Annotated in this window: 18 protein-coding genes and 2 pseudogenes; 16 read left to right on the forward strand and 4 right to left on the reverse strand. The window is 72.1% G+C overall.

What is annotated here, in order from left to right; all coding sequences use genetic code 11:
* Window positions 1-2 precede the first annotated feature (2 nt).
* The 8 genes and pseudogenes from C4J65_RS34545 to C4J65_RS34580 form a co-directional block, all read left to right on the forward strand.
* On the forward strand, window positions 3-1,238 hold the full coding sequence (locus tag C4J65_RS34545; protein ID WP_115746002.1) for a cytochrome P450: 1,236 nt from the start codon (window positions 3-5) through the stop codon (window positions 1,236-1,238).
* Window positions 1,235-2,068, forward strand: a complete 834-nt coding sequence (locus C4J65_RS34550; RefSeq protein ID WP_115746003.1) for an alpha/beta fold hydrolase — start codon at window positions 1,235-1,237, stop codon at window positions 2,066-2,068. The genes C4J65_RS34545 and C4J65_RS34550 overlap by 4 nt, the downstream gene beginning before the upstream one ends.
* Window positions 2,069-2,078: 10 nt before the next feature.
* Window positions 2,079-2,807 (forward strand): class I SAM-dependent methyltransferase, encoded by a 729-nt coding sequence (locus C4J65_RS34555; protein WP_115746004.1) that lies wholly within the window; start codon window positions 2,079-2,081, stop codon window positions 2,805-2,807.
* Window positions 2,804-4,636, forward strand: coding sequence for an ABC transporter ATP-binding protein (locus tag C4J65_RS34560; RefSeq protein WP_115746005.1), 1,833 nt, complete (start codon window positions 2,804-2,806; stop codon window positions 4,634-4,636). Before C4J65_RS34555 ends, C4J65_RS34560 begins: the two co-directional genes overlap by 4 nt.
* Window positions 4,633-6,396 (forward strand): ABC transporter ATP-binding protein, encoded by a 1,764-nt coding sequence (locus tag C4J65_RS34565; RefSeq protein ID WP_115746006.1) that lies wholly within the window; start codon window positions 4,633-4,635, stop codon window positions 6,394-6,396. Before C4J65_RS34560 ends, C4J65_RS34565 begins: the two co-directional genes overlap by 4 nt.
* 58 nt (window positions 6,397-6,454) lie before the next feature.
* On the forward strand, window positions 6,455-7,870 hold the full coding sequence (locus C4J65_RS34570) for a salicylate synthase (RefSeq protein WP_115746007.1): 1,416 nt from the start codon (window positions 6,455-6,457) through the stop codon (window positions 7,868-7,870).
* A gap of 125 nt (window positions 7,871-7,995) precedes the next feature.
* Window positions 7,996-9,117 (forward strand): hypothetical protein, encoded by a 1,122-nt coding sequence (locus C4J65_RS34575; protein ID WP_240330580.1) that lies wholly within the window; start codon window positions 7,996-7,998, stop codon window positions 9,115-9,117.
* 100 nt (window positions 9,118-9,217) lie between these two features.
* A pseudogene (locus C4J65_RS34580) lies at window positions 9,218-9,343 on the forward strand (SDR family oxidoreductase); the annotation flags it as partial.
* A 61-nt stretch (window positions 9,344-9,404) separates the two neighbouring features.
* Here C4J65_RS34580 and C4J65_RS34585 read toward each other — a convergent pair.
* A complete protein-coding gene (locus tag C4J65_RS34585; RefSeq protein ID WP_115746009.1) occupies window positions 9,405-10,277 on the reverse strand; it encodes a class I SAM-dependent methyltransferase in 873 nt (290 codons plus the stop codon).
* A 252-nt stretch (window positions 10,278-10,529) separates the two neighbouring features.
* On the opposite strand from C4J65_RS34585, the gene C4J65_RS36935 reads away from it, so the two are divergent.
* A complete protein-coding gene (locus C4J65_RS36935) occupies window positions 10,530-10,667 on the forward strand; it encodes a hypothetical protein (protein ID WP_240330581.1) in 138 nt (45 codons plus the stop codon).
* A 13-nt stretch (window positions 10,668-10,680) separates the two neighbouring features.
* Here C4J65_RS36935 and C4J65_RS34595 read toward each other — a convergent pair whose 3' ends face one another.
* Complete coding sequence (locus C4J65_RS34595; protein WP_115746010.1) at window positions 10,681-11,652, reverse strand: SDR family NAD(P)-dependent oxidoreductase; 972 nt, start codon at window positions 11,650-11,652, stop codon at window positions 10,681-10,683.
* A 140-nt stretch (window positions 11,653-11,792) separates the two neighbouring features.
* Here C4J65_RS34595 and C4J65_RS34600 point away from each other — a divergent pair, with 140 nt between their 5' ends.
* The gene (locus tag C4J65_RS34600) at window positions 11,793-12,287 is read left to right on the forward strand and encodes a TetR/AcrR family transcriptional regulator (RefSeq protein ID WP_240330668.1); all 495 of its coding nucleotides are present in this window, start codon (window positions 11,793-11,795) and stop codon (window positions 12,285-12,287) included.
* A 50-nt stretch (window positions 12,288-12,337) separates the two neighbouring features.
* Here C4J65_RS34600 and C4J65_RS34605 read toward each other — a convergent pair whose 3' ends face one another.
* Window positions 12,338-12,706, reverse strand: coding sequence for a VOC family protein (locus tag C4J65_RS34605; RefSeq protein ID WP_115746012.1), 369 nt, complete (start codon window positions 12,704-12,706; stop codon window positions 12,338-12,340).
* Between the two features lie 63 nt (window positions 12,707-12,769).
* Between C4J65_RS34605 and C4J65_RS34610 the strand changes: the two genes are divergently transcribed.
* From C4J65_RS34610 to C4J65_RS34630, 5 genes and pseudogenes are all read left to right on the forward strand, one after another.
* The gene (locus C4J65_RS34610; protein ID WP_115746013.1) at window positions 12,770-13,219 is read left to right on the forward strand and encodes a MarR family transcriptional regulator; all 450 of its coding nucleotides are present in this window, start codon (window positions 12,770-12,772) and stop codon (window positions 13,217-13,219) included.
* A 181-nt stretch (window positions 13,220-13,400) separates the two neighbouring features.
* Complete coding sequence (locus C4J65_RS34615) at window positions 13,401-14,711, forward strand: phytase (RefSeq protein ID WP_115746014.1); 1,311 nt, start codon at window positions 13,401-13,403, stop codon at window positions 14,709-14,711.
* A 493-nt stretch (window positions 14,712-15,204) separates the two neighbouring features.
* Window positions 15,205-15,912: a TetR family transcriptional regulator gene (locus tag C4J65_RS34620; RefSeq protein WP_115746015.1), complete on the forward strand. Its 708-nt coding sequence runs from the start codon at window positions 15,205-15,207 to the stop codon at window positions 15,910-15,912.
* A 129-nt stretch (window positions 15,913-16,041) separates the two neighbouring features.
* The gene (locus tag C4J65_RS34625) at window positions 16,042-17,184 is read left to right on the forward strand and encodes an FAD-dependent monooxygenase (RefSeq protein ID WP_115746016.1); all 1,143 of its coding nucleotides are present in this window, start codon (window positions 16,042-16,044) and stop codon (window positions 17,182-17,184) included.
* 93 nt (window positions 17,185-17,277) lie between these two features.
* Window positions 17,278-17,507 (forward strand): annotated as a pseudogene (locus C4J65_RS34630) (Atu4866 domain-containing protein).
* 33 nt (window positions 17,508-17,540) lie between these two features.
* Here C4J65_RS34630 and C4J65_RS34635 read toward each other — a convergent pair.
* The gene (locus C4J65_RS34635) at window positions 17,541-18,191 is read right to left on the reverse strand and encodes an MBL fold metallo-hydrolase (RefSeq protein WP_115746017.1); all 651 of its coding nucleotides are present in this window, start codon (window positions 18,189-18,191) and stop codon (window positions 17,541-17,543) included.
* A 79-nt stretch (window positions 18,192-18,270) separates the two neighbouring features.
* On the opposite strand from C4J65_RS34635, the gene C4J65_RS34640 reads away from it, so the two are divergent.
* Window positions 18,271-18,738, forward strand: coding sequence for a MarR family transcriptional regulator (locus C4J65_RS34640; RefSeq protein ID WP_115746018.1), 468 nt, complete (start codon window positions 18,271-18,273; stop codon window positions 18,736-18,738).
* Window positions 18,739-18,751: the final 13 nt, after the last annotated feature.

The following is an 18,751-nucleotide window of genomic DNA, read 5'->3' on the forward strand; positions in this document are numbered from 1 at the left end:
CGATGACACCCCCCGAATCCCCGACGGCCTCCCACACCCCCGGCGCCACCCCGCCCCGCGACTTCCCGATCCGTCGCGGCTGCCCCTTCGCCGCGCCCGCCGAGTACGCCGCGCTGCGCACCGACGACCCGGTCGCCCGCGTCACCCTGCCGACCCGGCGGGAAGCCTGGGTCGTGACCCGCTACGACGACGTCCGGGAACTGCTCTCCGACCCGCGCGCCAGCGCCGACATCCGCCGCCCGGGCTTCCCCGCTCTCGGGGAGGGCGAGCAGGAGGCCGGGGCCAGGTTCCGCCCCTTCATCCGCACCGACGCCCCCGAGCACACCCGCTACCGGCGCATGCTGCTGCCCGCGTTCACCGTGCGCCGGGTCCGCGCCATGCGGCCCGCCGTACAGGCACGGGTCGACGAGATCCTGGACGGCATGCTGGACGCCGGCGGTCCGGTGGACCTCGTGAGCGCGTACGCCAACGCCGTCTCCACGTCGGTGATCTGCGAACTGCTCGGCATCCCGCGGCACGACCTGGAGTTCTTCCGGGACGTCACCAGGATCTCCGGCTCCCGCAACAGCACCGCGGAGCAGGTCTCCGAAGCCCTCGGCGGCCTCTTCGGCCTGCTCGCCGGGCTGGTCGCCGAGCGCCGGGAGGAACCCCGCGACGACCTGATATCGAAGCTCGTCACCGACCACCTGGTCCCCGGCAACGTGACGACGGAGCAGCTGCTGTCCACCCTCGGCATCACCATCAACGCCGGCCGCGAGACCACCACCAGCATGATCGCCCTGAGCACCCTGCTCCTCCTGGACCGGCCGGAGCTGCTGGCGGAACTGCGCCAGGACCCCGCCCTGATGCCCGCGGCCGTCGACGAACTCCTGCGCGTCCTGTCCGTCGCCGACTCCATTCCACTGCGTGTCGCCGCCGAGGACATCGAGCTGTCCGGCCGCACCGTCCCCGCCGACGACGGCGTCATCGCGCTCCTCGCCGGGGCCAACCACGACCCCGAGCAGTTCGACGACCCCGAGCGGGTCGACTTCCGCCGCACGGACAACCACCACGTGGCCTTCGGCTACGGCGTGCACCAGTGCGTCGGTCAGCACCTGGCGAGGCTGGAGCTGGAGGTCGCCCTGGAAACGCTCGTCCACCGCGTCCCCACGCTGCGCCTCGCGGGGGACCGGGACCAGGTCGTCGTCAAGCACGACTCGGCCACCCTCGGCCTCGAAGAACTGATGGTGACCTGGTGACCGCCGCCTTCCCGTCGAACTCCTCCGCCCGCGCCGGACGTGCCGACAGCCCGTGGATCAGACGGTGGAACGAGGGTTCCGCCTCCCGGCTCACGCTGATCTGCCTGCCGCACGCCGGGGGCAGCGCGGGCTTCTACCGGCCCTGGGCGGCGCTGATGCCCCCCGAGGTCGAACTCGTCGCCCTCCAGTACCCGGGCCGCGAGGACCGCTTCGACGACCCGGAAAGCACGAGTATGGGCGAGCTGGTGACCGCGGTGGCGGACGCCGTACTGCCGCTGCTCGACCGGCCCTACGCCCTCTTCGGACACAGCATGGGCTCCGCCGTGGCCTGGGAACTGGCCCACGAACTGGACCGCCGCGAAGCCCCCGGCCCGCGCCGGCTCTTCGCCTCCGGCCGGGCCGCCCCCGGTACGGCGGTGACCGGGCAACTGCACCGCCAGGACGACGACGTCCTGTGCGCGGAACTGGCCCGGCTCGGCGGCACCAGCCGTGAGGTCCTCGACGACCCGGGGCTGCGCTCCCTCGTCCTCACCGCCGTCCGCCACGACTACCGGATCATCGAAACCCACCGGCCCGAGGGGCGGCCGCCGCTGTCCTGCCCGATCCACGTGCTGACCGGCCACACCGGCCCGGAACTCGGCGAGCAGCGCAGCCGCGACCGGGCCGGCGGCTGGGCGGACCTCACCACCGCCCGCACCGAGGTCCTGGTCTTCCCCGGCGACCACTTCTACCTCACGCCGCGACGCCGTGAGGTGGCCGCCACCGTGCTGCGCAGGATGGACCCGTCGCTGACCACGGACGCCCGGCGCACCTGGCCGAGCACCCCGTGAGGAGACTGTCGTGATCGACTACTACTCGACCTCGGCCGAGTTCTACGAGCTGGTCGCCACCCGGCACACCGCCAGCAGCGGCCCGCCGCTGACCCGCGTCCTGACGGGCCTGGACGTTTCGCACGGCCCGGTACTGGAGATCGGCGCGGGCACCGGACGCGTGACCGAGGTCATCGCCGCGGCGCTCCCCGAGGCGGAGATTTTCGCCGCCGAACCGTCGGCCACCATGCGGGCCATGCTCACCTCCCGGGTCGCCCGCGACCCGGACCTGCGGCGCCGGGTGACGGTGGTCGACGGCGCCGCCCAGGACCTCGTCCTGCCCGAACGGCTCTCCGCCGTCGTCGTCTTCGGCGTGGCCGGTCATCTCACCGTCCCCGAACGCGTGGCGCTGTGGAAGCGGCTCGCGGCCCGCCTGCCGGACGGTGCGCCCGTCGTCGTGGAACTCATGGGGGTCTCCTCACCCCGCCACATCCCCCCGGTGATGTCCCTGAGGGAGACCATCGGCCGCCAGACCTACGAGTGGTGGATCGGCGGCGAACCCACCGAGGGCGACGCCATGCGCTTCACCACGACCTGGAAGGTCCTGCGCGACGGCCGCACCGTGCGCGAGGTCGCCGACAGCTACGACTGGCACACCTTCGACGTCGCCCGCCTGGCCCGCGAGGCGGGCATGACCAGCCGCCGCATCACCGAGGCGGGCGGCCGGCCCATCCCCGAAATCGGAGTACTCGTCAAGTGAAGTCACAACCGCCCGAGACCGGCCCGGGCCCGGTGTCCCGGACCCCGGCAGCCCCCGGCGCGGGCGCCGGGGCACCCCCGCGCCCGCCGCATCCCTTGCGCGAGCTGACCGGACCCGTCCGGGGCCGGCTGTCCGTCGCCGTCGGCCTCCAGTCCGTCGCGGCCCTCGCCGGAGTGGTGCCGTTCATCGCCGTCTCCGAGATCGCCGACCGGCTCACGGCGGGGACCCCAGACGACGGTGACACCCTGTGGCCGCTGGTCGCGCTGGCCTGCGCGGCGGGCCTCCTCGCCCTGGCGTGCGGCACCGCGGCCGGTGCCCTCGCCCACATCGCCGACAACGACCTCCAACTCGCCCTCCGCCGCCGACTCGCCCGGCACATCGGGCGGCTGCCGCTCGGCCGGCTCACCGAGCGGGGCACCGGCCAGGTCAAACAGGCGGTGCAGGACGACGTGAGCGCGCTGCACACGCTGTTCGCCCACACCCTGCTCGACGTCGTCGCCGTGCTCACCGCACCGGTCCTCGCACTGGCCTACCTGTTCACCGTCGACTGGCGCCTCGCCCTGGTCAGTGTCGTCCCCCTGCTGCTCGGCGTGTTCCTGTTTAGCCGGGCCATGGCGGGCGCGGCGGCACAGATGGCCGAGTTCGGTGCCGCGCTGGGGCGGATCTCCGCCGCCGCCGTGGAGTTCGCCTCCGGCATCGCCGTCTTCAAGAGCTTCGGGCGCGGCCGCAAGGCCCACGAGCGTTTCGTCGACGCCACCGAGGGCTTCGCCGACTTCTTCTCCCGCTGGGTCCGTACCACCCTGGTCAGTTCCACCGCCGCCGTGCTGGTGGTCACCCCGGCCGTGGTCCTGCTGCTCCTGACGGTGCTGGGCGCCGTGTTCGTCACCCAGGACCGGCTGACCGGCGCCGAACTCGTCCCCTTCCTCCTGCTGGGCCCCGCCGTCGCCGCTCCCATGGGCGTCGTCGGCCCGCGCATCCAGCAGATCCGGGCCGGCCAGGCCGCCGCCGTCCGCATCACGGAGCTGCTGCACGCCCCGACCCTCCCCGAGCCCGCCGGCCCGGTCCTGCCCGACGGCCACCACGTCTGCCTGCGCGGCGTGTCCTTCACCTACGACGGGCAGACCGACGTCCTGCGCGACATCGACCTCGACCTCGCGCCCGGCACGGTCACCGCGCTGGTCGGACCCTCCGGCTCGGGCAAGTCCACCCTGGCCTCGCTGCTGCCCCGCTTCCACGACGTCACCGCCGGCAGGGTGACCCTCGGTGGCGCCGACCTCCGCGACATCCCCGCGGCCGAGCTGTACCGGCGGGTCGGATTCGTCCTTCAGGACGTACGGCTGCTGCGGGCGAGCGTCGCCGACAACATCCGTCTGGGCCGCCCCGAAGCCACCGACGAGGAAGTCGAGCAGTGCGCCCGTGCCGCCCGCATCCACGACCGCGTCACGGCACTGCCCGATGGCTACGCGACCGAACTCGGCACGACCGTCACACTCTCCGGCGGCGAGGCACAACGCCTCTCCATCGCGAGAGCCCTGCTCGCCGACGCCCCCGTCCTCGTACTCGACGAGGCGACCGCGTACGCCGACCCGCACTCCGAGGCACTGATCCAGGACGCGCTGTCCGCGCTCGCGGCCGGCCGCACCCTGCTCGTCATCGCCCATCGGCTGCCGACCGTCCGCCACGCCGACCGGATCGTGGTGCTGGAGGACGGACGCGTCACCGAACAGGGCCGCCACGACGACCTCGTCGCCGCCGGGGGCCGTTACGCCACCCTCTGGGACGCCCAGAGCAGCAGCACGGACGACATCCGAGAAGGAAGTGCACGATGATCCGTCAGCTCTACCGGGTCCTCGGGCCGGAAGGCTCCCGCCCGCTCAACCGGCTGCTCGTCCTCCAGTGCGGCGCGGCGGTCCTCCAGGGTGTGGCCTTCGCCCTCCTGGTGCCCGTCCTGCGAGCCCTGCTCGGCCCCGAACCCGACGACGTGTGGCCCTGGCTGACGGCATTCGTGGCCTGCGTGCTCGCGCACGCCGTGCTCCAGGGCGCGGCCGTCGGCGGCGGGTTCACCGTCGGTTCCCAGCTCTCCCGGGTGCTGCACCGCCGTATGGCCGACCAGGCCCTGCGCCTGCCGCTCGGCTGGTTCAGCGCCGGCCGCACGGCCGAGTTCAGCAGGCTCGCCGGACAGAACGTCATCCAGGTCATGAGCACCCCCGCCCACCTGCTGCGCCCGTTCATCGGCTCCCTGCTCACCCCGGCGACGCTGGTGGCCGCGACGTTCTTCTTCGACGTCCGCACCGCCCTGGTGCTGCTGGTCTGCGCGCCCGTGCTGTTCGCCGTCCAGGCGGCGAGCGGCGCCGTGATGCGCCGGCTCGACCTGGGCCGCGACGCCGCGATCGGCGAGTCCGCCGACCGGGTCCTGGAGTACACGCGCAACCAGCCGGTCCTGCGGGCGTTCGGCCGGACCGCCGAGGGATACGGTGCGCTGGACGACGCCCTGGTGGCCGAGGCGCGCGCCGACCGGCGGCTCATCGCGCGGGGGCTGCCCGGACTGGTCTCGTTCTCCTTCGCCACCCGGCTCGTGTTCGCCCTGCTGCTCGCCCTCGGGGTGTCCTGGCAGCTCGACGGATCGCTGTCCGTACCCACCCTGCTGGCGCTCCTCGTGCTGCTGGTCCGCCTGATCGACAGCGTGTCGTCCGCCGCCGAGGCCGGCGCCGGGATGCGCATCGCCCGCAACACCCTGGAACGCCTCGGCGCGGTCCTCGACGAACCGCCGTTCCCCCAGCCCGCCGAGCCGCGGACACCGCGCGACGCGAGCGTGGAGTTCGACAGGGTCGGCTTCCGCTACGACGGCGGCGGCGACCCGGTGGCCGGGACGGCCGCACGCCCGGTCCTGAACGACGTGACCTTCCGCCTGCCCGAGCGCAGCATGACAGCGCTGGTCGGGCCCTCCGGCGCGGGCAAGACCACGGTCGCCCATCTGCTCGCCCGCTTCCGGGACACGACCGGGGGCACCGTCCGCATCGGCGGCGTCGACGTCCGCGAGATCGGCGCAGACGACCTCGCGGCCCACGTGTCCCTCGTCTTCCAGGACGTCTACCTCTTCGACGGCACGATCGAGGAGAACGTCCGCATCGCCGCCCCCGGCGCGGACCCCGGCGAACTGGCCGAGGCCGCGGCCCTGTCCGGGCTCGACCGTGTGATCGAGGAGCTGCCCGAGGGGTGGGCGACGAAGGTGGGCGAGGGCGGCGCGCGACTGTCCGGCGGACAGCGGCAACGGGTGTCCATCGCCCGCGCACTCCTCAAGGACGCCCCGATCCTCGTCCTCGACGAGGCCACCGCCGCCCTCGACCAGGAGAACGAGGCACTGTTCGTCCGGGCCGTGCGGGCCCTGGCGGCCCGCAAGACCCTCCTGGTCATCGCGCACCGGCTGAGCACCGTCGTGAGCGCCGATCAGATCCTGCTCCTGGACGACGGCGAGATCACCGAACGGGGCACGCACGACGACCTGGTGGCGGCGGGAGGAACGTACGCCTCCTTCTGGGAGCGGCGGTCGCAGGCCCACGGCTGGCGCCTGGAGGCGGCCCCGTCATGACCCCTCGCCCGACACCCGACACCACCCCGGCCCAGCGGCAGAGAGAAGGCACGACACGATGACCACCGGATCCCGGAACACCTGGGAGGCATGGGCGAGCTCCGTCCCACCGCTCGCGCGCGCGAGCACCCGGGAGCCCTGCCGCGACCCGGCCGCCACCGCCACCCGCCTCGCACGGGCGGGCCTCGCGGACCAGTTCGTGGTGTACGAGTCGGAGGGCGGGATCTGGCACTTCGCGGCGGGCTCCGACGTGAGCGTCACCGCGAACGCCACCGGCATCACCGCGCGGGCCGCCGGGCGTACCTGGACCTCGCGCACGGAGCAGCGGCCACTGACGGCGTTCGCCGCCGCCCTGTCCGCCTTGTCGCCCGTATCCGCGCGGCCCGACGAGAGTGGCGAAGGGCGCCGCTTCTACGGCTGGGCGGCCTTCGAACTCGCCCACCTCCTGCACGCGGACCCCGCGACGGCCGGAGACCGGCCCCTGCTGCACGCCCTGATCCCGTCCGTCGAAGTGACCCTCACCGGCGACTCGACGGTGGTCCGCGCGGTGGACGAGGCATGGGTGCGCAAGGTCGCCGACCTGCTCGCGGAGCCTGCGGCCGAGCAGACCTCGCACGACGAACCGGCGCGGCACCGGACCGAGGAGGTCATCGCCGTCGGCACCGCCGCCTACGGCCGAGCGGTCTCCCGTACGGTCCGGGACATCCGTGCCGGGTTGCTGGAGAAGGCCGTGGTCTCCCGACAGGTGCCGCTGCCCGCCGAGCCCCGCCCGGACTTCGCCGCGACCTATCTCGCGGGCCGCCGGGCCAACACACCGGCCCGTTCCTACCTGCTGGACCTCGGCGGCTACCGGGCCGCCGGATTCAGCCCCGAGACCGTTCTCGAGGTCGGGGACGACGGTCGGGTCAGCACCCAGCCGCTCGCGGGCACCCGCGCGCTGGGGGCCGATCCGGCGGAGAACGAGCGCCGGCGCGCGGAACTGCTCAGCGACCCCAAGGAGATACACGAACACGCCGTGTCCGTACGTCTCGCCTGGGACGAGATGGCGGCCGTGTGCCGCCCCGGCTCGGTCGTGGTCGAGGAGTACATGTCGGTCCGCCCACGAGGATCGGTGCAGCACCTGGCCTCAAGGGTGACGGGCCGGCTCCGGCCGGACGCCGGACCCTGGGACGCCTTCGCCTCCCTGTTCCCTGCGATCACCGCCACCGGAGTCTCCAAACGCGCCGCGCTCCAGGCCCTGGCCCGCCACGAGGAGGGGCCACGCGGCCTGTACGGCGGGGCGGTCTTCCGGGGGAGCACCAGCGGCGCCCTTGACGCCGCCCTCGTCCTGCGCACCCTCATCGGCGCGGGCGACGAGGCGTGGCTGCGAGCCGGCGCCGGGGTCACCGCTCAGTCGAGCCCCGAGCGGGAGACCGAGGAGACCTGCGAGAAACTCCGCAGCGTCGCCCCGTACCTGAGGTTCTCCCGCACTTGACCGGAACCGTGCCTTTCAATAGTCATGCGGCACATTGACCCCACACCGCCGTCGGGGTTGCATGGACGAGGCCCTCCGGTGGGGAACGGGGGCGAAGGACCACGTCCTGACCGAGGGGGAAAAAGATGAGGCGAAACACCGGTCGGAGCGCCGTCGGACGGGTGCGCGCCGCCTTGGGCGCCACGGCCCTGATCTGCGCGGTCACGACCGCGTTACCCGGAGCCGCCTCCGCCGCGCCCGTGCCCCTGGCGGGCGTCGCGGACAGCAGCGGATCCGAAGTCGAGCGGATCAGTGTCGCGGCCGACGGCACCCAGGGCGACGGTGACTCCACAGGCGGCACGATCACGACCGACGGCCGGAGCATCGCCTTCTCGTCGGCGGCAAAGAACCTCACCCCCGTCGCCCCGGGGACGGGGGACAGGGTGTTCGTCCGTGACCGGCGGATGAACCAGACCACGCTGATGAGCACCGTCACCTCTGTCATCCAGCATCCTGTGATCAGCGGTGACGGGCAATACGTTGCCCTGTGGGGGCTGTTGTTCAGAGACACCAAGACCTTCCTGTCCCAGGTGGGCTCGGCGAGCACGATCGGCATCAACTGCTCGGGCCTCAGCTGCAGTCGGCCGTCACTGAGTACGGACGGCCGCTACGTCGCCCAGGTCGCCACCTTCGGCCGACCGCCGTCCCGGCAACGCATCGAGGTACGGGACTGGCACGCCGGCACGGTGGAGACCGTCGCCGAGTTCGAGCACACCGTCTCGGCCCGGCCGTCCGTCAGCGGTGACGGCCGCTTCGTCGCCTACCAGGACGGCCGGGCGGAGGACGTCTTCGTGTGGGACCGGACCGACGACACGTCCTCCGGCCCGATCGAGGGTCCGTCCAAGGCGGCGACGCTCGTGCAGATCAGCAAGGACGGCAGCAAGGTCGTCTACCTCTCGGGCTCCGACACCTACGTCCACGACGAGCGGTCGGGCACCGGCCAACTGGTGCCGGACGCAAGCGGGCTGGCCATCGATCCCACCGGCCGCCACCTGCTGTACGCCCCGCACGACACGAGCGGACCGTCGCTCGTGCTGCGCGACCTGGAGACGGGTTACGAGGAGGTGGTGTCGAACCGGGCCGCCTCGGCCGGGACCGACTCGGTCAGCGCCGGTGGGCGCGACGTGGTCTTCCATTCCGCGGCCGACGACATCGTGCCCGGCGACACCAACGGCAGGTCGGACGTCTTCGTCCGCCGCTTCTACTGATCGGACCGACGCCTACGCAACGGACGAGTCATCGAGACAAGGGGGGACATGGCGGTGCTCACGGGCGGCCAACGAGCCGGAGAAGCCGGCGATGGCCGTCGCGATGACCTCGCTGGGACGCCTCGGCCGGCCCGATGATCTCGCGGACGTGGTCGCGTTCCTCGCGGGGCCGGACGGGCGGTGGCCGACGGGCCAGAACATCCGTGCCAACGGAGGTGTCCTCTGAGGGGTGCGGCAGAAGGTCGTGATCAGGCGGCCCGAAGCGGCCGCCCGGCCTGTGGCTCGGCTCAGCGGCGGGAGGCGCTCTGTTGGCGAACCGCCGAGATCAGTCCGCCGGGCCGCTCCTCGCCGGGCGGCGGCGCGGTGCTGAGCGGACGGCCGTATGCGGCGGCGCGCTCGCGCAGGGTGTGGCTCTCGGCCTCCCAGCCGTGCCCGGCCAGCCAGCCCACCGGGTCGTCGGGCATCTCCGAGATCCACATGGACGCCGCCGATCCCGGCGCCGCGTCCGCGCCGAAGCGCTCGACCACGCCGCGCGAGCCCAACGTCAGCCCCATCCGGCTTCCTGCCGCCGACCGCGTGCCGACGCGGGCGAGCAGCAGCTCCACCGCGTCCTCGGGCAGATAGATCAGCAGTCCCTCGGCGATCCACGCGGTCGGCACGGCCGAGTCGTGACCTGCGGCCGCCAGCGCGCCCGGCCAGTCCTCACGCAGATCCACGGCGACGGTGATCCGCTCGCAGCGTGCGACGGCGCGCTCCTGGCGAAGTACCGAGGCCTTGAAATCCAGTGGGGCGGCGGTGTCGACCTCGAACAGCCGGGTGCCCTCGGGCCAGTCCATCCGGAAGGCCCGGCTGTCCATGCCGGCGCCGAGCAGCACGACCTGTCGGATTCCGGACGCGGAGGCCTGCCGCAACAGGTCGTCGAGGAACTTCGTCCTGATGACGATGGAGTGCGACACGGCCAGCCGCCGGCGTCGCGCGGCCTCGTCGTCGGACACCGACGGGGAAGAGGGCCACAGGCCGCCTGCGGCGGCGAAGGCACGCGCCAGCGGGTCGCGGAACAGTGGGCTCTCCCGCTCGGTCTCCAGCGCCCGAACCCTGGCCACCCCCACCGCCGTGGCCCACACTCCCGACGGCCGCACCCGCTCCCGCTCATCAGCCATCGTGCCAGCCTAGAGGAACGGATTCCCAGAGACCCGAAGAGGAGAGCCGGGCTCATGCCTGCACAGCCGTCATCACGCGGGGCCGGTGACGGCTGGTGAGGCGTTGTGCGGGGATCGAGCACCTGTGCGCCCCGCAGGCTCTCTCCCCGACGTGGCGCGGTGCGGCGCACGGTCGGATGCATGGGGCATACAGGTGAAGCGTGTGCGGGACGCGGGGACGGCACGGACTGCCCGAACGGGGAGGACGCCGTCGTGGACGGGCCGCGGTGCGAGGAGTGCCGGCACCACTGGGAGCTGGACCAGACCGAGCCCGACCGGCGTGCGGCCCCGGACGACGGGACGACCCGGCCGCTGGGGGAGCCGGGGGAGGCCGGGAGCGAAGCCGCGTAGGTTTCGGGCTCGGTCAGGGGCGGAGCAGGTCGGTTGAGACGGTCCACAGGCGCTTGGCGGCGGCGGGGTCCAGTGCCCATTCCTTGACGCCGTGCGGGTGCTGCGCGAGGTCGGCGTCGTTCGGCACGGTGTAGGCCTCCTGCCCGTCGTCGAGATAGTGGCCCCCGGAGTGGGCGAACTCGGGGGCGACGGCCGCGACGACACTGGTGGCGGCTCCCTGCTCGACCGTTTTGTAGGTGAAGACTCCGGCAGCCTCGGCCGCGTCGAGCGAAGCCTTCTGTTCCGGTGTGAAGTTCCGCTGCAGACCCGTCGCGACACCGCCGGGATTGACCGCGTTCGCGACGATGCCGTCGGACGCCCACCGGCGGGTCGCCTCGACGGCGAAGAGGGAGTTCGCCGTCTTCGACTGTGCGTAGGCGGTCTGCGGGTCGTGGCCGCGGTGTTCGAAGTGGAGGTCGTCGAAGTCGACGCCGGACCGCATGTGCGCCGTCGAACTGACCGAGACGATCCGTGCTCCGTCGCGTTCGGCCGCGCCGCGGGCCAGGGACCGGTGCAGCCCGGTGGCCAGGGCGAAGTGGCCGAGATGGTTCGTCGCGAAGTGCAGTTCCCAGCCCTCGGGCGTCCGTTCGAGCCCGCCGGTGACCACGCCGGCGTTGTTGACGAGCAGGTGGAGCGGGCCGTCCCAGGCGTCGACGAACCGTGTGACACCGGACCGGTCGGCGAGGTCGAGTCGGACGACGCGGGGCGGGGCCGCGCCGGTCGACCTGCCGATCGCCTCGGCGGCGGAGACACCCGCAGCCGTGTTCCGCACGGCGAGCGTCACGTCCGCCCCGGCAGCGGTCAGCGCACGAGCCGTCTCGATGCCGAGCCCGGAGGACGCTCCCGTCACGATCGCACGGACACCGGTGAGGTCGACGTCCTCCAGCACCTCGGCCGCGGTGCTGGAGGAGGTGAACGGGGTGGAGACGAGCCGGCGAGTATCCATGACTCGACTATACGAACTAGACATGATTTGTATAGCGCGACCGACGCTCGTATGCTCACCGCATGAGCAGTCGCGACGCCGACCAATCGCCCTCGACGGGTACGGATGCCGACCGTCGGACCATGGTTCTGGAGTCCGCCATGGCCACGTTCGCGCGTTTCGGTTACCGGAAGACTTCGATGGAGGAGGTGGCGCGGGCGGCGCGGATCTCCCGGCCGGGCCTCTACTTCCTCTTCTCCTCGAAGGAGACCCTCTTCCGTGCCGCGGTCACCCAGGCCCTGCACCGCGACATCACCGCGGTCGAACAGGCCCTTGCCGACGGTGACCGCCCCCTTCCGGAGCGCCTCGTCGAGGCGTTCGACCACTGGGCGGGCCGCTACGTCGGCCCACTGGCGCGCGATGCCGCGACGGTGATCGAGGACAACCCCGGCATCCTCGGAGAGGTCGTCGAGGTCATGCCGCGACGCTTCGAGGAGTTGATCACAGACGCGATCACCGTCGCCACGGGACGAGAGAAGGCCGTCCAGATCGCGCAGACGATGATCAGTGCGTCGACGGGACTCAAGCACCAGGTCGGATCAAGGGAGTCGTACCTGCAACGCCTGGCGGTGGCCACCGGTCTCCTGGTGGGCTGAAGCGCTCCGGTGGCCACGTGCGTTCTTCGTCGATCCCCCGCGCGACGCGGTCAGGCGCGGTCGTGGAGGGTGACGTGGTAGCCATCGGGGTCGGCGAAGGTGAACGTCCGGCCGAAGGGCCCGTCGACCGGCGCGGAGACGATGGTGCGACCGTCGGCGACGAGGGCATCGTGGACGGCCTGGACGTCGGTGGCGTGGAGCCAGATCGCGGCACCGATGCCGGGCTGGGCGACGGACGCGAGATCGGTGCCGGGAACGACGTCGCGGAGTGCGAAGGCGATCGGCTTCGTCTCGAAGACGACGGCGTGCGGAGGTCCGGCCTGAGACCGGACGAGTCCGAGGTGCCGCTCGTAGAACGCCTGCGAGGCGTCGAGGTCGCGTACCTGGAGTGAGATGAAGTCGGGACCGGTGGCGGGCATGACGATACTCCTTCTCTTCATGTCAGATTCCTGACACAGGTCATCGTATGTCAGAATGCTGACATGAGTCAAAAGGGTGCAGGCGTCGACCTGGACAAATCACTGGGCTACCTGCTCAAGGAAGCTTCGAGCGCCCTGCGCGCAGCCATGGAGGAGGTGTTGCGGCCACTCGGTATGAGCGTGACGCACTACTCATGCCTCGAACTGCTGGCTCAACGACCGGGCTTGTCGAACTCCGAGCTCGCGCGGGGCGCGTTCGTGACCCGACAGACGATGAACGTGCTGCTCCAGGCCCTGGAACGAGACGGCTACGTGACCAGGCCCGAGGCGGCGCCCGTCGGGAAGGCTCTTCCCGCGCGGCTCACGCCTCGCGGACGACGGAGCCTGGAGAAGGCGACCGTGGCGGTCCGTTCCGTCGAGCTCAGAATGCTGACCGGCATGTCCGAGGACGAGCAGTCGGGCGCGTTCAGGATCCTGCAGAGCATGATTCATTCCCTGCGCGACGGGAAGTGAAGGGCGGGGCGCATCCGTTCGCCCCTCCGCCATGTATCCGTCGTCTGCGGGCTGCCCGGGCGATGCGCGCCCTCCGCCTCCGCTCTCGATCATGTGGCGTCGTCCCAGTGACTGGTGCGGTCGCGAACCGTACGCCGGACTCGCGTCGGCATCACCCGCTCCCCGACGAAGGAGACAGCTCGTGCACGCGTTCACAAGACGCCGTTCCGGTTTCGTCGCCGCGACGGCGACCCTGGTGTTCACCGCCGCTGTCGCGGCCGTACCCTCGGCGGACGCCTCGGCGCTCGCCGCACCCCCGGAGGTCGTTCCCCGCGCCGAGACCGCCGCCCTGTTCGACGACGACGAGGGCGGCAACGCGAACGCCGACGACCCGGCGATCTGGCGCAACGCCGCCGACCCGGACGCCAGCCTCGTCATCGCCACGGCGAAGGAGGGCGGCCTGCGGGTCTACGATCTCGACGCCCGGCAGGTGCAGTCGGTCCCCGCGCCCGAGGCGCCCGGAGCGGAGGACGCTCCGGGCCGCTTCAACAACGTCGACCTGGTGCACGGGACGACCGTGGGGTCCGGCGCCACGGACCTGGCGGTCGTCAGCGACCGCGGCAGCGACAAGCTGCGCGTCTACCGCGTCGACGGCGACCGGCCGGACGCCCCGCTCACCGATGTCACCGACGCCTCCGCGCCGTGGATCTTCTCCGGCTCCCAGGTGGAGGTCAACGAGGAGAAAACCGCCTACGGCCTCGCCACGTACACCGACTTCGCGACCGGCAGGTCCTACGCGCTCGTCAGCCAGAACGCGACCACCCGCATCGCGCTGCTGGAGCTGACCCCGACACGCGACGGCAAGGTCACCTACCGGAAGATCCGCACCCTGGACCTGCCCGCCGCCTTCACGATGCCCGACGGCACGAAGTGGTCCCCGTGCGGGGAACCCGGCGAAGGCCCGCAGGTCGAGGGCATGGTCGTCGACCCCGAGACGGGCATGCTCTTCGCCGGGCAGGAGGATGTGGGCATCTGGCGCCTGCGGGCCGACCTCGGGGGCGGTCCGGTCCTGCAGGACAAGGTCCGGGAGTACGGCGTGCCGGCCACGTACGACGAGGCCTCGGACGAGTGCGTGGCCGGTGACGACCCCGGTTTCGGCGGTGTGCGGGTGTCGGCGGACGTCGAGGGACTGACCCTGCTCCAGCAGGACGACGGAGACGGCTACCTGCTCACCTCCAGTCAGGGCGACGACACCTTCGCCGCCTACGACCGCGAACGGTCCGACGACTACGAGTACGAGGGCGGCTTCCGGGTGGGTGCCGCGTCCGAGGCGCTGGACGGATCCGAGGAGTGCGACGGCGCGGACGTACTCGCCGAGCCGCTCGGCAGCAGGTACCCCGACGGCCTGCTCGTCGTCCAGGACGGTCACATGGCTCCGGAGGACGGCGACCGGGAAGCCACCGGCTTCAAGTTCGTCGACCTCGCCGACGTCCTGAAGGCGCTCGACGACTGACAGCCGCCGCCGTGGAAGGTGCCGAGTGCCGGCCACGGCCGGCGCGGTCTGTCCGTCGCCCAGGTCAAGCGACGAGCAGGCGGAGGCCGAGATCTGCCGCGTGCGAACGCTCACACGGGCCAACTCGGCCACGCGTCCCACGGTCCAGTGATCCTTCACGGCACCGACTATGCGGCCTGACGCCACGTGAGGGTCCAGACCTTCTCACACAGTGCGATCACGAGACTCATCCTCGCCCGCCCGAGGACCGTCGCAGCCGTCGGACGCGGCTTCAACACCTGAGGTCCCTACCCCGGCCACGTCGACCCGGGCGGGCAGCCGTCCCGGCCCAACGCGGCGTCCCCATCCTGCCGTGCAACAAGATCCCGATCGGCCAAGATCCCGATCAGCAAGGAGCACACCAGGTCCGTGGCAGACGGAACCGCCGGACGAGGACGAGCCGGGCGGCCACGGTCCGGGTCCACCCGACGAACGTGTTCGTTACGATCGCGACATGGCAGCGAGAAGAGACCCGATCAGCCGCCGGGACCGCCCGGCGAAGCCCGCACTGTCCCGGCGGTGGATCGTCGACACCGCGGTGGCGCTCATGCGTGCGGAGGGGCTGGAGAAGGTCACCATGCGCCGCCTGGCACAGGAGCTGGACACCGGCCCCGCCTCCCTCTACGTGTACGTGGCGAACACCGCCGAACTGCACGCGGCCGTGCTGGACGCCCTGCTGGGTGAGGTCGACCTCACCGGCGCGGGCGCCGAAGAGGGCTGGCGCGAGCAGCTCCGGGCCGTGCTGATGTCGTACACCCTCGTACTGTTCGCACACCCTCAGCTCGCCCGCTCGGCCCTGGTCGCCCGCCCCAGCGGGGAGAACTACCTGCGCCTCGTGGAACGGATCCTCGAGTTGCTCGCCCGCAGTGGAGCTCCCGGCTCTCAGGTCGCCTGGGGCGTGGACAAGCTCTTGCAGGACGCCACCGCGACCGCCGCCGAGCACGCGACCCAGGCACACGAGCCGACGTCCCACGAGGACTGGAGCGCCACCGTCCGCGCCCTGCGCGGGGCGGACGAGGCCACCCATCCCGCGATCGCCTCCCACGTGTCCCTCCTCGTCGGCGGCTCCGCCCGCGACCGGATGCGCTGGTCGTTCGACGTCCTCGTCAACGGGATCACCCGCACGCCCGTCCCTGGTCCGGCCCGGGGCACGGCCGACTGAGGGGCCGGGCCGGCTGCCGAGCCCGTCACTGCCCAGCCCTCCGGTGAGCGCGCAACGAAGCGAACTTGTTCGCTACGAACATGTTCGTTACGCTGAAGTTGTCCGACCCGCGCACCCCTGGAGGCCACCATGAACACCCGGCACCACCCCATCGCGATCATCGGCGGCGGCCTGGGCGGCCTCACCGCGGCCCGCGTCCTGCATGTGAACGGCATCGAATCCGCGGTCTTCGACCTGGACGCGGGCCCCGAGGCCCGCACACAGGGCGGCATGCTCGACATCCACGAGGAGAACGGCCAGAAGGCGATCCACGCCGCCGGCCTCCACGACGAGTTCCGCAAGATCATCCACGAGGGCGGCCAGGCGATGCGCCTGGCCGGTCCCGACGGCACCGTCCACGTCGCCACCGAGGACGTGGGTGACGGCGGCCGCCCCGAGGTCGACCGCGGCGACCTGCGTGGCCTGCTGCTCAACTCCCTCCCTGACGGCACGGTCCACTGGCGGCGCAGGGCCACCGGCGCCCGGCCGATGGACGACGGCCGGCACGAGGTCACCTTCGCCGACGGTTCGACCGTCACCACCGATCTCCTCATCGGCGCCGACGGCGCATGGTCCCGCATCCGGCCACTGCTCTCGGACGCCGAGCCCGCCTACACCGGCATCTCCTTCGTGGAGACCGACCTGCACGAGGCCGACACCCGCCACCCGGGCAGCGCGGCCGTCGTCGGCGGTGGCTTCTTCATCTGCCTCGGCGACCGGCGCGGCTTCCTCGCCCACCGCGAGACCGACGGCAGCCTCCACGTCTACACCGCGCTCAGGGCGGACGAGGACTGGATCGACACCATCGACTTCACCGACCACGGCGCAGCCAAGGCCGCGGTCCTCGCCCACTTCGACGGCTGGGACGAGGACCTGCGCGGCCTGGTCGCCCACGCGGAGGCCATCACCCCGCGCCGCATCCACGCCCTGCCCGTCGGGCATCGCTGGAAGCGGACCCCCGGCATCACCCTGCTCGGAGACGCGGCCCACCTGATGTCCCCCTTCGCCGGCGAGGGCGCCAACCTCGCCATGTACGACGGTGCCGAACTCGCCCTGGCCCTCGCCGCTCACCCCGGCGACACCGAGGCCGCGCTCACGGAGTACGAGGAAGCCCTCTTTCCCCGCAGCGAGGCGTCCGCCATCGAGTCCGCCGACAGCCTGGACACCATGTTCGGCACCGACGGCCTGGAGCGGATGATCGCGTTCTTCGGCTCCGGCCGACCAGGAGCCTGAGCCGGGGTGCAGTAGTCGGCGTTGACCCCGGCGAGGACGGCGACAGCGGACGCGCGGGAGCTGCGAAACCGTGGGAGCGCCGACGTCGTCGGCATGTGGGTGACCGCGGAGGGCCACATCCGTCAGCAACTGCTGCCGGACGGGCGCTACGACGAGGCCCGGGGGATCGGCGCAGCGCGTACACCGGCCGCTACACGGTGACCGGCGACCACCTCGACCACGTCGACGACACCGGCTTCACCGCCACCGGCGACCTGCGGGACGGCGTGCTCCACCACGAGCACCTCGTGCTGTACCGCGAGGAGAAGTCCTCGACGTCGTAGTCGTCGGCACGTCGTGACCGGCGCCGCCGGACCTCAACCGATCCGGACACTCGCGCCCGGGGCCAGCCGGTGGTAGAGCGCCGGGACCCCGGGGCCCCGCTCACCGAGGAAGCCCCCGACCATTGCGGTGCCGACGTCGTTGAGGGCGCCGTCATGGACGGCGTAGGCATCGTGGGGAGCGACCTCGCGCACGTAGTCGATCAGGTCGCCGACCGTGGACCAGGGAGCGTGCACGGGCAGCAGCAGCGTGCCGACCGGGGTGCCGGGGACGGTCAGGGCGTCGCCGGGGTGGAACACGGACTCGTCCACCAGGAATCCGATGTTGGACATGCGCGGGACGTCCGGGTGGATGACCGCGTGCCAGGTTCCGTGCACCGTGAGGTCGAAGCCCGCGGCGCCGAAGGCGTCCCCGTCGCCGGTGGTGACGACCTGCGTGCCGAGACCGTCCAGTCGTTTCGCGACGGAGGAGTTGGTCCAGATGCGCAGGCCCGGACGCGCCGCGGCCGCCCGGCGCAGCGCCTCCTCCGAAAAGTGGTCGAAGTGCTCGTGCGTCACGAGCACCGCGTCGGCGCCGTCCAAGGCCTCGGGGGCGGTCAGGCCGCCCGGATCGATGACCAGGCGGCGCCCGTCCTTCTCGAGCCGCACACACGCATGACCGAACTTGGTGAGCTCCACGACCGCCATGTCCTTCCTCCTGCACCGACAACCATTTGTACAATCTTACTGTACAATAAAGTGTGAGACCTCCGGCTAGGATGGCTCCATGGACGAAGACGCGCTGGCCGAGGAGCTGCGGCGGTCGATCGGTGAGCTGGTCCGGGCGGTGAGAGCCGTGGACACCATGCCCGCCGGCGAAGCCGCCATCCTCGGATTCCTCGACCGTGACGGCCCCCTGACCACGGCCGACCTCGCCCGACTGCGTGGCGTCACCCACCAGTCGGCCGCCAAGTCGGTCAAGGACCTCGCCGTCGCCGGCCTGGTCCGCAGCGAGCCGCACCCCGACGACGGACGCAAGCTCCTGCTGCGCCTCACCGACGCCGGCCTCTCCCGCCTCCGGCGAGAGCGCACCCTCCGCGCGGGCGCCCTCGGCGCCGCCATCCGGGAGACCTTCGACCCCGACGAAAGACGGCGGCTGAGCGAGTCGGTAGCCCTGCTGTCCCGTCTCACGGCCCGCCTCACCGGCCTCGGAGGCGACGCCCGTACCGCGCGAAGCGGAGGAGCGAGCCGATAGGCTGCGGCCTTCG

The organism is Streptomyces sp. CB09001, from assembly GCF_003369795.1.
Lineage (GTDB): Bacteria > Actinomycetota > Actinomycetes > Streptomycetales > Streptomycetaceae > Streptomyces.

What these genes read in the sequence shown, in the direction of transcription:
- C4J65_RS34545 (WP_115746002.1), top strand. Translation starts at nt 3, where the DNA reads ATGACACCCCCCGAATCCCCGACGGCCTCCCACACCCCCGGCGCCACC.
- C4J65_RS34565 (WP_115746006.1), top strand. Translation starts at nt 4,633, where the DNA reads ATGATCCGTCAGCTCTACCGGGTCCTCGGGCCGGAAGGCTCCCGCCCG.
- C4J65_RS34570 (WP_115746007.1), top strand. Translation starts at nt 6,455, where the DNA reads ATGACCACCGGATCCCGGAACACCTGGGAGGCATGGGCGAGCTCCGTC.
- C4J65_RS34575 (WP_240330580.1), top strand. Translation starts at nt 7,996, where the DNA reads ATGAGGCGAAACACCGGTCGGAGCGCCGTCGGACGGGTGCGCGCCGCC.
- C4J65_RS34585 (WP_115746009.1), bottom strand. Translation starts at nt 10,277, where the DNA reads ATGGCTGATGAGCGGGAGCGGGTGCGGCCGTCGGGAGTGTGGGCCACG.
- C4J65_RS34595 (WP_115746010.1), bottom strand. Translation starts at nt 11,652, where the DNA reads ATGGATACTCGCCGGCTCGTCTCCACCCCGTTCACCTCCTCCAGCACC.
- C4J65_RS34600 (WP_240330668.1), top strand. Translation starts at nt 11,793, where the DNA reads ATGGCCACGTTCGCGCGTTTCGGTTACCGGAAGACTTCGATGGAGGAG.
- C4J65_RS34605 (WP_115746012.1), bottom strand. Translation starts at nt 12,706, where the DNA reads ATGCCCGCCACCGGTCCCGACTTCATCTCACTCCAGGTACGCGACCTC.
- C4J65_RS34610 (WP_115746013.1), top strand. Translation starts at nt 12,770, where the DNA reads ATGAGTCAAAAGGGTGCAGGCGTCGACCTGGACAAATCACTGGGCTAC.
- C4J65_RS34620 (WP_115746015.1), top strand. Translation starts at nt 15,205, where the DNA reads ATGGCAGCGAGAAGAGACCCGATCAGCCGCCGGGACCGCCCGGCGAAG.
- C4J65_RS34625 (WP_115746016.1), top strand. Translation starts at nt 16,042, where the DNA reads ATGAACACCCGGCACCACCCCATCGCGATCATCGGCGGCGGCCTGGGC.
- C4J65_RS34635 (WP_115746017.1), bottom strand. Translation starts at nt 18,191, where the DNA reads ATGGCGGTCGTGGAGCTCACCAAGTTCGGTCATGCGTGTGTGCGGCTC.
- C4J65_RS34640 (WP_115746018.1), top strand. Translation starts at nt 18,271, where the DNA reads ATGGACGAAGACGCGCTGGCCGAGGAGCTGCGGCGGTCGATCGGTGAG.